Below are 15,793 nucleotides of genomic sequence, written 5' to 3' on the forward strand. Positions count from 1 at the left end.
ATTATTCTCCCCCTATAGCGACTAACAGCCTGCGTGTCGAGATAAGCAAGGGAGGTAATATCAGTAAGGTAATCCCTATAAAGTAAAGATCCATAGGATTACCCTGCCCCCAAATCGCCCATCCACCCTCTTGAGCCAGTAAGAGATCCAATACAATTCCGGTGATGAGATAAATAATGAAACTACTGAATGTCTTAACCAGATTACGCAGTGCGAAGACTCGGCCGTGATATATTTTCGGCACCGTTGTTTGCCATAACGTTTGCATTTTAATGATGCTTATCCGCATCGTGATAAAGCTAAGCGCAATACATATGCCAGCGACATAAATATTCTTTATCTGGGTCAATATCACAAAACCCGCCGCGAACAGGAATTCCAGCGCAAATAGCGGCATACGTTTTAATATAGAAGGCCGCCATGCTGAGATAAGGCTGACGATCACCATGGAGACACCACCGATAGACATCATGTAACCAGCATCTGCGACAGAAAAATAAGTGGTGAAATAAGGCACAATAGTGATTAGCGTTCCCCCGACCAGAATGGCTTTAAAAAAGGTGTACGCAATCATATAAGTCATTTCCGGCGATGCCCTGACCAACCGGACACACCCCATATCAGGAAAAATGGCTTTCCAGTTCAATTTAGAGAGCGTGCCATCATCATGCGGCAGAAACTGCACAGCGCTGACCCTGAACAATAATCCGGCAGCAAAGGCACTGATCATGAAAGTCAGTAGATCGAGCGTCAGCACAATCCCCAAACCATAATGAGAAAACAGAAACGCCCCGATGATCGGGGCAAGCATTTGTGGTAATGAATCGCTGAGGCTGCCCAATGAATTCGCCCGATTCAGTGAAGCAGCCGGAACTAGCCGGAAAACCAGCGTGCTGTAACAATCAATTTGTAACGCCGTCAACACACTGGTCAATGCGATATAGAGATAAACCACGATGTTATTGAGATAGCCAAAGTGATTGAAAATAAGCACAATCGCCAGGGCTAAACCCGCAATGCCCTCTGTGAACAATAACACCTTACGTTTATCGTAATGATCAATCACATACCCGACTAACGGCATCAGTAAAAAGGCCGGAAGCACTAATACCAGATACATATTCGTATAGGCAGTGACTGACATTTGCTTTTCCAGCAACCACAGCCCGAATGCAAATTCGGTCAGCTCACTGCCAAAAATCGACACTGCAATGCCAATCCACAGCGGATAAAAACCATTGATCCCCTTCATTCAACCATTACCTTCTTTTTTCGGCTACGGGCCTGTAATACGGGTTTTGCTTTTTGCCCGGCCATCTCTGCATGATTATTCGGTAAGGATGACTGAGATCGGACTGTAACCCTGCTCTCAGCCAGCATTGATTCAATCCACCCAATCAGATCAGCCAAGGTTTCACAGGCCATAAACTCCGGTAGTCTCAGCGTCATGCCATATTCTTTTTGCAAGGCGGACAGAATTTTTATCGCAATTAACGAATCTCCGCCCAATGCAACAAAGCTTTCATTCATATTCAAACCATGCTGTCCAAGATGAGTCATCAGCAAACGACCCGCTATGCTGCTAAGATCCGCCGGTGATGGCGCTTGCGTGACACGTTCAGAAACATGCATCTGTAATGAACGGTGTTGTAACGCGCTATTTGGGAATAGGTCAGGTTGCAAAGGAAATCTTTTTATCGATACTTTGCCATTGGTGGTTTTAGGGAAGTCAGTCAGATAAATAATGGCATGTGGCTGCATATAATGAGCAAAATTACCACGGATATACTGGCGTATCCGCTCACTTAACGCTTTTTGTTCCGCTTTATCCGCCTGAGTTTTCACATAACAGAGTAATTTTGTTTCCGCCGGCGGAATACGTGGATCAATGACACTGTTTGTTGTCAGTACAACCTGCTCAACACCTTCCCACTGGCCGATAATACTTTCCAGCTGAGTCGGCTCAATGCGATAGCCACGTACCTTAATTTGGAAATCGGTACGACCGAGGAATGACAGGCATCCCTGCTCATCCATGCTGACCAAATCACCGGTTTTATACATACGCGGAGTGGCATGGTTGCAGGCTTCACGCGGAATATACGGATCAGCCACATATTTGGCAGCAGTCAGGGTGTTATTACCGTAATACCCTTTGGATACCAGCGGGCCGCCAATATACAATTCACCGGGTTCGCCTCGGGGCACTGGCTGCCCGGCTTCATCCAGCACATAAAAACCGGTATTCGCTAATGGCTTGCCCAGCGGAACTGTTTCACCGACCCATGTATCAGCAGTGATTACCGAATCCGTCGCGGTGATGGTTGTCTCAGTCTGAGCATAAGCATTGGAGAAAACTCCGCCTTTCGGAACGTGCTGCTGCCATTTTTTCAGTGTCTGTGGATCAACTTTTTCCGTCCCGACTAAAATACGTCGTAAGTGAGAGGGATACTCCATCGCCGGATCGTCTAAACTTTCCACCCAGCCTTGCCAGTAAGTCGACGGTAAATCAGCCAGCGTAATCTGTTGCTCAGTCAGCAATTGATTAAAATCAGAGAAAGTGCTTGGCGGTGTATCTCCCAGAAAGACAACCCGACCGCCGGCGCTCCAGACAGGGAAAAGCTCCTCAAGAACAATATCCCAGAATAAATCGGTAAATTGAAGCATCCGATCTTCGGGCCCAATCGCCAGATATTCCTTCATCATCAAACAGTGGTGGGCAATGGCTCCATGAGAATTCATCACACAATTCGGTTGCTGAGTACTGCCTGAAGTACAGGTAATGTAAGCCGTCTGGCCTGCTGGAATCACTTTTTCGGGATTTTTCAGTAACGCCGAATTTCCCTCACTCACTTCACTCTCATCCATGCCACATTGACGTAGCAGCGTCTCTTCATCATAAAAGTTTAAATATTGCACATGTGAGAGAGTGCTGAAGGTGCCATAATCTTCGTCGATAAGGGCAAATCGTGGAGTCAGTATTGAGAGCAGATATTCAACCTGAGTCACCGGTAATTTTTTATCGACAGGAACATATACGCCCCCTGCTTTCAGTATGGCTAACACGGAGATTGCCAAAGGAACACCGCGGCGCACCCTGACAAAAACAGGTTCTTCTGGCTGTAATCCCTGATGTAACAGGTGATGAGCCAACGCATTTGCCTGACGGTTCAGCTCAGAAAATGAAAGTTGTTTTACCCCTTCTGGCAAGCTGGTATCAACTAATGCACACGCCTGTGGTGCATCAGAAGCACGTTGCTCAAACAAGGCATGGATCGGTGCCTGATACAGAAAATCCTTCCGCACTGTTCCTATGGCAATAGAAGACGCATCCAGTGATTTAAGATGAGTAGTAATATCAGCCAAAGTCAGTGCATTCTGCTCTGGTGCACTTACCAGATAGTCCAATAATTGAGCCATCTTACCGGACAGCATTTTAACTTGTACCTTGCTGTAGGCCTGAGCCGCATACTCCCAGTGCAGATACAGATCATTCTCGCTCTGGAACACATCCAGAGACAATTGACCCACAATGAAACGTTTGGGATTGTCCAGTAATACCGACCAGCTACCACTCTCATTCAGCCTCAGTTTACGGGGGCTGAAATTGAAATCGTAATTGAGATAACGAGTCAGCATTTCTGAACGATTGCTCAGGCTGTTACTTTGCACTGTTAGATCATCAACAGTCACATCCTGATGGGAAAGAACCTCCAACAATTGCTCACAGGTCAGGTCAAGATACTCACTGAAAAGCTGCTGTTCATTGCAGGTATTAACCCGGACGGGCAACATCGCGGTCGTTAACCCGACCAAATTATCGAAATTATCAAAGTTACGACCAGACACCGATGTCGCCATAACGAACTGAGATTGTTTGAGTACCGAACCCAGAAAAATGGAGTAGGCGGTATACATCAGCATATAAGGTGTTACGCGATGTTGAGTGGCGTAATGCAACAGCTTAGCCGTCAGTTCAGCCGGTAATTTCTCCAGATGAAAGCCCCCCGTAGCCAGCACGTCACCTTCTTCAGTGAGTTCGACAGGAACTGTAACGGGTAAATTAGCCAAATCCTTTTGCCAGCCAGATAGATATTTATGCCAGAATGATTTCTGATGAATAAAATCTGGTGTGTTTTTAAAGGCTGCCAGCCGTCCCAGATAATCCTGATATTGCGCAGCGGGTGGTAAATCACTGGCACCATGATAAACAGCCACTAATTCATTGATGAAGATATCCAAAGAGACACCATCAACAACCGTATGATGGGCAACCAAACAGATGATATCCACCCGATCGTGATCTGATGCATATTGCGCTAAAGAAGTTCCATTCCATAATGGTTTGGACAGATCAACCTGCGCGACATGCACTCTGAACATCGGCCCGCGATCGAGTATAAACTCTTCATCTATACAGGCTTGTTGCCACTTAGAACACTGCTCCGGTGAAGCAAAAGGAGACGGCTCAACACGCATGGCTGCACGATAGTCAAATTGTCCCGTTACGGTTTTAAACGTCTCAGGGCAAAAAACCTGTTGTAGCTGTTGATGACGATTGAATAGATACTCAATGGTGCTGTTCAAACGATGGGGTTGTAATTCATCGGTAATCACACACTGCATGAATTCATTGTAAGATTTTGAGGCGGCCGGATCGTACCAACTCGCCATCGCCAGATTTTTCTGCATTCTGGGTTCAGCCAAAACCGTTGTTTCCTGCATTTTCGGCGTAGTCAGTCCATCCTGCGGACGAGCAGAAGAAGAGTGAGAAGAAGCGGTAATTCCTTCAACGGTTTTTTCGAAGGCATTGAAACACGCCTCCAGAACATTATCGTCATGAGCCGTCGAGAGGAAACAAGTGCGCCCTTCCCACGTATAAACCCCATTCATCAATAAATGATGGAAAAACAGTTCATGGTTTTTCTTCTGGCTGAATTTGAAAAGTGATCCAAAATTCGCAACTTCTATCCCGCTATTTGCCGCAGTAAATAAACCATTAAGCCGTTTAACGAATCCCGTTGTTCTGTCGTTCAAATCAGCTTGTAATGAGGGCCCTTGTGCTTTCATATGTAACAGCGTTGCTTCTGCGGCAGCCATTGCCAAAGGGTGTTTACAAAATGTTCCGGCAAAGAAAGTGGTCTCATTAGGCGGGTAAGAAACATCACCAAATTGCCAGAAACCACCATCAATATAATCCATAACTACCGCATCTCCGGCCAGCACACCAACAGGCAGGCCGCCACCGATGACTTTGCCATAAGTCACCAAATCTGCCTTAACCTGATAGTAATGTTGGGCGCCTCGGGCGTGATAACGGAATCCTGTAATAATTTCGTCAAATAACAAGACGATATTCTTCTGTGCGGTGATTTTCCGTAACGTTTGAATAAACAATTCTGGTCGTAAAGTGATATTGCGTGATTGAACCGGTTCAACCATAACCATGGCGATTTCATGCCCGTGGGTTGTAATGTAATCCAGACTTTGCTGTTCGCCATAATTAAGCACCACAATATCCCGCCCCAAATTATCAGGAATACCGCTAGATTGTGGGAACTGCTCTCCGGGCTTCATGCCGCCCATAAAGAGAATTTCCGTATAATGACCGTGATAGGCATTATTGAAGATGACAATTTTTTGTTTCCCGCTGGCAGCTCTCGCCACACGGCAGGCAAGCATAATCGCCTCAGTACCTGAATTGGTGAACGCGACCCGTTCAACGCCAGTGATTTCGGTAATAAGATCCGCAACAACCATCGCAGATTCATCAACAGGACCAAGATGAAAACCGTGCTGGAGCCGCTTTTGCAACGCCTGTTGGATAAAATCGGGGTTATGGCCAAAAAAGTTGACACCAAATCCCATCGCGATATCGATAAAAACATTACCGTCCAGATCGGTAAAGTGCGCCCCTTTTGCCGTTTTCCCCACAATCGGGTAACACAGTTCTTTCAGTTTGCTGTTGAATTGGATCGCATTGCGGTTATCACAAAGCGCTGTCCGATATTTCTGGATAGTGTTTTTTGACGCGATTGTTTTCGCATTGTATTGCTGAATAAACGCTGTCGTTTCCGCATCACATTGCACAGGCTCTGAAAGCACAACCGGTTTATAGGTAAATTTGGCTTTTTCACCTGATGAAGCTGCTGGCTTTGTCACCTCAGGCTGAGGCTGCTCAGTGTGATGATCGGGGATCTCAACAGATTGTTTACCTGATTGCGTGCTGGTCAATGGAACGGTATTTGATGCTGTAGGCACCGTTATTTGTGCTGGTGGCGCTATTGGGGCTGTAGATAATATCGGGGCTAATGCTGATACTGGCGGTTGATTTTCCGTGATAAAATTCGTGGTTCCTCCCCTGATATTCTGCAATACCGCCAGCTGCTGCTGAAACAGTTGCTGCATAGCGTTTAACTGAGCCACCATAATGCCCTGTTTAGTCTCAATATCGAGTTTGGTTTCACGGACAGGAGTCATCGGCACATTAACGACAGGTGTGTTAACTGTAGACTGGTTAACCACTGATTGGTTAACTACAGATTGATTAACCATAGATTCGTTAACTATCGGCTCAGGCTGCCTATTGTCGGCTGCCTGTGGCTCTGCCAGTGATTGCTGCGGTGTTGGCATCTCTGGCGCAGTTAGCGGCACATTCGGTTCATGATTAACAATGCCAGCCACGGCAGGCTGAGCCTGCTCACTGATGAAACTGGCAACCTTATCGATATTCGACAATCCCTTAAAAAATTTCCCGATGCTGATATCCACGCCGTATTGGGATTTAATATTGTTTTTAAATCTAATCAACGTGAGAGATTCAATACCCAGCGCCAAAAAGTCAGTATTGGTAGGCACATGCTCACTCGCTAATTCCGACTCTAGCCAATTTTGCAAAGCGTGTTTTAGTTCATTTGGCAGTTGCGTCATTACGTTACTTTCCCTTCATAAGTTCTAATTGGGCTTGGAAAATGGCATTCATACAGTCAATTTGCTGCTGCATGATGAAGAAAGGTTCATGCTCGATCAGATTGCCCTGCTCATATTCTTCAGGCTGTTTCTGTTGTCTTACGCCATTCGCTAACGTGGCGGGGTATTCCGTAAACCAACACGTTTCTGTCAGTAGTTTTCTGGCCGGCAACAAGGCGGGATTAAATGTAAGCGGTGAATACATTGTCAGCCATTCTCTCGGTGAGCCGGATAAACAGTCGCTGGCTAATACCGCCAATAAATCGCAATAATTGAGTTGCTGGCTGTTCCGGGAGGGGCTATAAGCGGAGGCAAAGTGTTGCGGTTGTTTCTCCGACAACCATACGCTGAGCATACTTTTAGGCCCAATCTCAATGATCTTCAGCCCAGACATCGCCACTAAATTCTCCAGATTACGCCGGAAAAGGACACGGCCTAACATGTGCTGCTGCCAGTATTCGACTGTCGCGAAACACGCTGTTTCTGGTTGTCCTGTCAGATTCGACAAAATCGGCACTTCTGCCACTTTAAGCGGAATATCAGCGAGAAACGCCCCAAATTCCTGAGCTGCCTTACCCATCATCGGAGAATGAAATGCCCGGTTAGTATTGATAAACCGGGCATGGAGCTCATGCTGCTCCAGTTTTTGCCGGAAATGCTCAAGCGCATCACGTGTACCGCTGATAATAGTGTTGGTTTCGCTGTTTTCTGCGGCAATAGTCAGTTCAGCGTGCTCAATCAGCTCACTGACTTGCTCCGCCGAACCATTTACCATCATCATTGCACCACGGGGATCGCTGGCTTCCATTAATTGAGCGCGTTTGATGATGATCCTCAGCCCTTCTTTCAGGGAAAATACATTGGCGATACAGGCCGCCACATATTCACCAAGACTGTGACCAAGCAGAATATCAATGCGTCCGATGGCAGGACGCAGACACTGATAGAGCGCATATTCGAAAGCAAACAAAATAACCTGAGCAAACTCAGTGCGGTTGATTATCTGCTCGTCTACCTGCTCAATCAGAAGTTGTCGGACCTCCACCTTGAGTTGCCCACTTTCATGTGCTATCTCCGAACATAATTGATCAATCTGATCAATCCACTGGGCAAATTGCACATTATGACGATACAACTGAGCCGCCATTGCTACCGATTGCGTTCCCTGCCCGGCAAAAACTAATGCCATCGTTGTTTTATCAGTTGTGGTATCAGCAATTGATGGGCCATGTTCACTGGCGCGATAACCGACTATTTCGCCTCTGGATACTGCGGATAACTGTTCAACCAATTGCTCAGCACTATTAACCACCAGTGTACAAACAACCGGCAATACCGTCCGTTGAGCCAGTGTCTGGCAAAAATCTCTAAGCACAAATTGCTTTTGTTTAATATGTTGCTGCACATCCTCCAATAATCGGCAGGCAAACGCCTTCAGATGTGCCTGATCGTATCCGCTCAGCACGCAAGGCAACGTCTGGTTTTCTGGCTCTGTCTCAACAAGCCTTTTTTGACTTTTATGGTGGCTTTTGATCACCACATGCGCCCCTGTTCCTCCCATGCCAAATGCACTGACGGCCAGACACGTTTTTTCGGGGACAAGCGGTTGGGCGATAGTCGGGATCGCAAGTTGTCCTTCGGTCAGCGTGATACGTGGATTCAGTTCGCTGAATCCTGCCACTGGCGGCGCTATTCTGTGTTTATCAATCAGCAACAGTTTGATTAATCCGGCAATACCCGCCGCAGCCTCAAGATGCCCGATATTGGCTTTGATAGCGCCTAAATAGCAGGGAGTCTGCGCTTTTTGAGCGTGAAAACAGGCATGAATACCCGCCATTTCGATAGGATCGCCCAGATGAGTGCCCGTACCGTGAGTTTCGAAATAACCGATATCACTCGCCTTCACATCAGCATTTGCCCAACACTGTTCCAGCAACTGTTGCTGTGCAAGCGGATCGGGGGCTGTGATGCCATTACTACGACCACCATGATAAATCTCAGAAGCCAGCAGACTGGCTTTAATATCGTTATTATCACGGATGGCAAGATCATGACGTTTAAGGATAACCACACCTGCGCCTTCACCCAGAACAGTTCCGTTGGCTCTGGCATCAAAAGGGCGGCATATGCCATCATGGGATAATACGCTCAATTGCTGCATTTCCCTGAAATGGGCCATATCCAGCTGTAGATGTACCCCCGCCACAATAGCAGTATCGCATTCGCCCCGCTCAATACTCAAACGTGCCTGATGCAATGCCACCAGCGATGATGAACACAAAGTATCGACCGTTAACGAAGGCCCTCTTAAATCCAAAAAGTACGATAGCCGATTAGCGCATACGCTGTTCTGATTGTTGATTGCACTGCTCGGATATCCCTCTTCCCCTGTCTCCGTGAGATAATCCTGTAGCAACTGTCGATAACCATTCTGGCTGATACCAACAAATACACCGGTTCGGCTTTCTTTCAGGTCATTCAGGCTTAGGTTAGCCTGCTCAATAGCCTCCCATGTCACCATAAGCAATAATCGGTGCTGAGGGTCCATCAGCCGGGCATCTTTAGGCGTAATTTGGAAGAAGCTATGATTGAACTGACGAATATCGTCGCAAAACGCTCCGCTCAACTGGATGCCCTTCGCCTCAAACTCCGCTAATAGCGATGCCATAAAAGGACGATCTTCCGGGCAACGGCTGAACTGGCTTTTTCCTGCCAGCAGATTCTCCCACAACTGATCGCAATCTTCTGCGCCGGGAAAACGTCCGGCATAGCCGATAATCGCTACTTCAGCATTATTTTGTTTAGACAACAGTGACGTTGTGGCCTCAGTGTGCGAAAAGCTTTCATCTGTGGTTTTTACTGAGGATGTTTTTACTGTGGAGGTTTTTACTGTGGATATTGTTACTGCCAGCCTCTGCCAAAGCTGATGAATTGACGAAGCGGAGAACAACACGACTTCAGTCACCGCATGGCCCATAGACTGACTTAAACTGTCAGCCAATTGGACGATGGTCACGGAGTTATAACCCAGATCCATTAAAGAACGTTGTACATCATCTTTGGCCAGTTTCTGACCCCGCACCTGACCAATGATGTGAACAAATGTTTCCCAGTTAATTCTCTGTATTGGCACAGCCTCTTGAGGAATAACGGATGAAACAATATGATTTTCGGTAATTTTCAGGAATGAATGACATGCCGGATTCAGATGGAAAGGCTGACTGGTATCGTATAAGGCATCACGCACAGCCTGATAATTCTCGCGTACAGTACGCTGCGACACTTTAAATGACGGTGTGACTTCCCCTTTCTCCAGAGACAGTGAGGTTTCAGTGACCGCCACCGCAATCAATTTAAACGAACTATCCTCCACCTGCTGATTATGCTGTTGTACCACCTCAGCAATATGTTCCTGCAAGCGGGATGAGTGTTGTAGTGTGCAATTCTCACCAAATCGCTGGCGACACAACTCAGGGTTAATAAACAATAAAGCAGTAGCGTAGGGACGTTGTTCAATATCAATAATGGCATGGTTGATAATATCGGTTTTCTCAAACAGACTTTGTTCAATGGCATCGCTGGATACCTTTTCGCCATTAGACAGTTTCTTAACCGAATCTAACCGCCCCAGAAGCACAAGTTCACCCTTGACCATCTTGCCGAGATCGCCTGTCCTGAACCAGCCCTGCCTGAAACAACGCTGGTTAGCGGCTTCATCTGCATAATAGCCCAGCATAACATTCGGCCCTTTTGCCAAAATCTCCCCACTGTCTTCATCAATTCTGAGAATGACATTGGGTAAGGGGCGGCCTACACTGTTGTGTTCTTCATAGTCCGGGCCTTTAAGTGTCAGGCATGGGCTGGTTTCCGTCAGCCCCCAGCCCTCAGCAACATAGATACCGCAATGCTTAAAATAATCTTCGATATCCGGAGGCAATTTGGAGGCAGCAGAGAAGATCATCTGCAATGTCGGTGCCACTGCCCGGTAAAAAGCCCCGGAATGTTTCATTTTGTTGGCAACGACTGTCAGTATCTTGGGCACACTGAAAAAACGTGTCGGTTTTAACTGACTCAGATTAGTACACATCCGGTCAATATCCATGCCCCGGCTATTATCAATATGTAACATCGCCTGACTGAAAATGGCCGTGTATTTTTCAAATAACCCACCAAAGCTGTGGTGCCACGGCAGGTAACTGAGAAAAGATTGCGGGCCATCGAAATGCCATAATGTTTGCAGAGCCTGCTGCTGTGAAAGAATATTGTTCTGACTGAGCAACACACCTTTCGGTTTACCACTGGAACCGGAAGTAAACATCAAACAGAATGCCTGTTCTGCCTGCGTGGCCTGTAAATCTGTCGTAATAGCCCTGAGTAACGCCTCTCCGATAGCTTCATGGCTGACGGCTTTATCCGGACTGATCAGGTCAGTTTCCCTGTCAATACCGGCAAAATCAGGGAAAGGCCCGGCCTGTTCCAGTGTCATCACCTGCCACGGGCTATGCTGTGCCAGCGTCTGAGCAAGTGATACCTTTTCCGTGATGACTAATGCGGGTTCTGCCAATGACAGACAGTAAGTCATCATCTCCTCAGAATAATTGGCGTATACCGGCGCATAAATAGCGCCTTTAAGCTGACAGGCGAATTCAATAGCCAGTAATTCCCAGCAATTATGCGAAATTGTCACTACCCGCTGACCACGAGTAATGTTCAATTCATGCAAATAACGATAAATACGGGCAATACTGCACAGTAATTGGCGCCAGCTTAGCTGACGCCCGGATTGCAAGTCGTTAAACCGTATTGTATCAATATCGCTGAGTGCTTTTTTCAGTAACGCCAGAATAAGGACATTATCAGTATCAAGTCCCTGAAGGCAGACACGCCATTGCTCAACAAAACGATCTGCTCCTGCATTTTGATTGTGTTTACGCATACTCTTAAACCAAATAAAAAAGATCACTCAAATACATCAATATTTCAGGCAGCAAAAATTCACCTCAGTGCTTAGACTTAAGGTAAAAATTTAAGGCAACACGTTGATGCGGCCGGGTAACGACAGGTGTTTAAAATCGCGTAATCTTGTTAAAATCTGGGTACGCTTCAACCAGCGATCAGTGCCGTCATATCTGGGTTGATACGCTTTACGGCCATGAGCACAGCGGTAATTATCAATAAAAGCAATTTCACCGGGGCTTAAAACCAGATCAAATACCGCCGACTCAGCTAATGCCTCCAGTTCAGCCACCGCCTCAAGTTCTTCGGTATCCAACGCAGCTTTATCCATATACAGAGGGTCATAGCGCATATGAATATGCTCGCCGCTGCCCGTCAGAACAGGACAAACCGTATAATTTTCATCCCGTTCTTCTTTTGACAGACACGGACGATCATTAAAAATACGGAATTTGTTTTTCTTGAGAATAGTGACGGTTTTTTCACTGAGTTTGGAAAAATCGGGAACTGACACGCTGGTGGGGATGCGGTAAATATTGCGAATGCACATGAAACCGAGATAATCCGCACGATAGTCCAGCGAGGTATCTTCGGTGTGCAGTAATAGATCGACAGAACCCGTGCCTAATTGCTTTCCGGCATCTTGCTGGATTGGGAAGATCTCTTGCACCAGTTTGCCGTCTTGTAAATCGGAAAAACCGACTACGTCACCGCACAAGCTCGACATCAAACAACAATAGTAATCATAATGACCATTCGTATTGGAAACGTCCTTCCAGTGGTTTGGTGTTGCCCCCATCGAACCGGACATATCGGGGTATCCCTTTATAACAGCTAGCGGGTAACCCTGATGGCGGAATTTTTTGACTTCAATACGTAATCGGGTGGGCAATGACTCGACCCATTCCGGCAAGCTGCGAACAAATGCCTGATCATCAGTAGAATGATAACGTTCTTGTAAATTTGCGATGAGAGCCTGAATCTCATCAACTTCTGAATTAGACAATTCAATGGAATATATCGCCTGGTTCATTCTTATTAATCCTTATGGTCATAAATTATCGCAATACATTTGCGATCCGTTCAAACCCCTGCTCAATGGCATCCATGGGCGCAGCAAAAGAAACTCGTACGTGTCCACGATACAGACAGGCTTCTGCCGGGATCAGAGCTACCCCTGCATGAGTGAGCAGATATTCACAGAATTGAGTGGCATCACGACAACGATCATTGAGGTATTTTTCAACATTGGGGAACAGATAAAATGCGCCCGCAGGAAGATCACAATCGAAAAGTTCGCGGGTATATCGGTATGCCCGATCCCGGCGTTGTTTGAGTATCTCTAACCTTTCCTGATAAAAATCTTTGGGCATTTCGAGCGAGGCAATTGCACCATACTGGGCAAAAGTGCAGACATTATCGGTCATATGACCATGCAGGTCAGAGACTCTGTTGATTAATTCAGGGTGGGCTATCATGTAACCAATACGGTAGCCCGTCATGGCAAAGCTTTTTGAAAATGTTTGCACTGTGATTATGTATTCATTGTCATCAAGGGCAGCCAGACTATGATGTTCACCATCAAAGACAATTTGTTCATAGGCTTCATCAGATAACATGAAAATCTGTTTTTCTTTGACGATTTGGCACAGGGTCTGTAATGCAGCTTTCGAGTAAACAGCTCCGGTCGGATTATTTGGCGTATTGATAATGATAAGTTTGGTATTTTCGGTAATGGCCTGCTTTATTTTTTCAACATCCAGATCAACACCAATATTTTCAATTAATACCGCTTTCCCACCGGCTAATTTGACTGCTTCAAGGTATGTTGCCCAACAGGGCACGGGAATAATGACTTCATCACCGGGATTAATAACTGTCTGTAAGATTTCATAAATAACTTGTTTGGAGCCATTGGTTACGATGACATTTTCAGGCGTCGCTTTAATCCGGTTATCTTCAAATACTTTTTGGCAGATTTTCTCTCTTAATTCAGGTTCACCGTTGAGCCAGCTATAACGTGTCCTGCCATCTATCAGTGCCCGGATGGTGTCATTAACAATCGTAGCCCCAGTACTGAAATCCAGCTCACCTTCATTCAACCCAATAATGTCACGACCTTCACTTTTCAATTTGGCAACGATATCTGCCAGCCCTACCGTTACTGAGGCATTAATATTCTTTGCTCTGCCAGCAATGCGGGATGAAAAAGGATTCTCTTGTATCATTATGAACATCTCAGTTAATTAATATAACAATGCTTAATCTTTCGTTTTAAAAACCGATAGCCTACAGATCGCTCTTTTTATAAATCGACAGTCTTAGAGGGAATAATTTCACTATTACGATATTCAGAGGGATAATCATTCAAATCTGAGGGCGGTTTGATATATTCAGTAATATCCAAAGAATCCTGTTTATAATTCCTCGCCGTTACACGACCATCTTCATGAGCGGTAACATGTGCCCGGTTAACCGGTAACTTGCCTAATGTCGTTGTAACGACATACTGCGGTACGCTAAAACCTGTCTCGAACCCTACCATCGCATCCATAATTTCCTGTCCCTTCTCCAGAGTGGTCATGAAGTGAGAAACACCGGATACGTTATCGCAATGGTACAAGTAATAAGGACGAACCCTGATCCTCAAAAGTGCCTTGAGTAGTGACCGCATCGTTTCTACATCGTCGTTGATCCCTTTTAATAAAACGGACTGGTTTTGCACAGGGATGCCATGTCGCAGTAATCGATCACAGGCAGCAGCCGCTTCTTCGGTCACTTCTTTCGGGTGATTAAAATGTGTGTTAACCCAGATAGGATGGTATTTTTCCAGCATCTGACAGAATTTTTCTGTCACTCTTTGAGGGGCAAATACGGGATAACGGGTTCCGATACGGATAATATTAATGTGGCTGATGCTTCTCAGTCTCTTAATAATCGCTTCAAGAAACTTGTCATAATGTATTAAGGGATCACCGCCCGTCAGCAGAACATCATCAATTTCGGGGTGGCTCTCAATATAAGCGAAGTCTTCTTCATAAGATGCGGCAAGATCGGAACCAAAATAGGTGCCACTGACATCTGTGGTATGAAACTTTCGCGTACAATGGCGACAATAAACAGGGCAAGTATCCGAAACCAGTAAAACAATTCTATTCGGATATTTATGTACTACTCTGGCTGTTTTGAGGTTAGCTGTATCTCCTACCGGATCATTATCAGAGTTTTCCGCTACGTTCATTTCTCTTAAATGAGGAATAGTCTGTAATCGAATGGGGCAATTCTCATCATGTTTGTCCATAAGCGAAGCATAATACGGAGTGCTCTGCCACAGATATTTTCCTTTAACTGCTTCTATGGCTTTTCTTTCTCCGTCAGTTAATGCTACCCATTTTTCCAGCCCTTCAGATGTTTTAATTAAGTTACGTAACTGAAACTTGGGATCGTTCCACTCCTCGTCACTGAACGATTCTTTACTTAAGAACATACCACCTTCCTCATATACTTTTATATTCTTTATTAAGTGTGAGTCATGCTTCAAACCACGACAGTAAAATTTAGAAATAGGCGTAATAAAATAGCTATCACATCGAAAACCAGAGGAATAACTCACGAAATGAATGTGGGCATAAATAATAATGAGTGTTTTGATAACGTCTGGATAGCATTTATTAACAACAACAAGGCGTAATATAAATAAACCCGGCAACATTGCAGACTTTAAAATATATCGCCCCATTAAAAACAAATCATACTTTCAAAAACAAACACCCACTGAAAATAAATACGCTATTGAAAATACAACACCCTATATCAAAAAAAATGATTATTCTTTGCTAAATTCAGGAACAACAGGCGTAAATAAATG

6 protein-coding genes are annotated in these 15,793 nt (G+C 45.5%); all 6 read right to left on the bottom strand.

Going from position 1 to position 15,793, the window contains the following annotated elements; genetic code table 11:
- Window position 1: 1 nt before the first annotated feature.
- Window positions 2-1,252, bottom strand: coding sequence for an MFS transporter (locus AACX38_RS00410; RefSeq protein ID WP_099121673.1), 1,251 nt, complete (start codon window positions 1,250-1,252; stop codon window positions 2-4).
- The gene (locus tag AACX38_RS00415; RefSeq protein WP_228862798.1) at window positions 1,249-6,930 is read right to left on the bottom strand and encodes a non-ribosomal peptide synthetase; all 5,682 of its coding nucleotides are present in this window, start codon (window positions 6,928-6,930) and stop codon (window positions 1,249-1,251) included. Before AACX38_RS00415 ends, AACX38_RS00410 begins: the two co-directional genes overlap by 4 nt.
- A gap of 4 nt (window positions 6,931-6,934) precedes the next feature.
- On the bottom strand, window positions 6,935-11,905 hold the full coding sequence (locus AACX38_RS00420) for a type I polyketide synthase (protein WP_228862799.1): 4,971 nt from the start codon (window positions 11,903-11,905) through the stop codon (window positions 6,935-6,937).
- Window positions 11,906-11,995: 90 nt separating this feature from the next.
- Window positions 11,996-12,958 carry a TauD/TfdA family dioxygenase gene (locus tag AACX38_RS00425; protein ID WP_228862800.1) on the bottom strand — a complete coding sequence of 321 codons (963 nt, stop codon included), beginning with the start codon at window positions 12,956-12,958 and terminating at the stop codon, window positions 11,996-11,998.
- A gap of 25 nt (window positions 12,959-12,983) precedes the next feature.
- Window positions 12,984-14,153: a pyridoxal phosphate-dependent aminotransferase gene (locus AACX38_RS00430; protein WP_228862801.1), complete on the bottom strand. Its 1,170-nt coding sequence runs from the start codon at window positions 14,151-14,153 to the stop codon at window positions 12,984-12,986.
- A 77-nt stretch (window positions 14,154-14,230) separates the two neighbouring features.
- Window positions 14,231-15,412 carry an arginine 2,3-aminomutase gene (gene blsG / locus AACX38_RS00435; RefSeq protein WP_099121668.1) on the bottom strand — a complete coding sequence of 394 codons (1,182 nt, stop codon included), beginning with the start codon at window positions 15,410-15,412 and terminating at the stop codon, window positions 14,231-14,233.
- Window positions 15,413-15,793 lie beyond the last annotated feature (381 nt).

The sequence above is a fragment of the Xenorhabdus sp. PB30.3 genome (genome assembly GCF_963895965.1).
GTDB lineage: Bacteria > Pseudomonadota > Gammaproteobacteria > Enterobacterales > Enterobacteriaceae > Xenorhabdus > Xenorhabdus stockiae.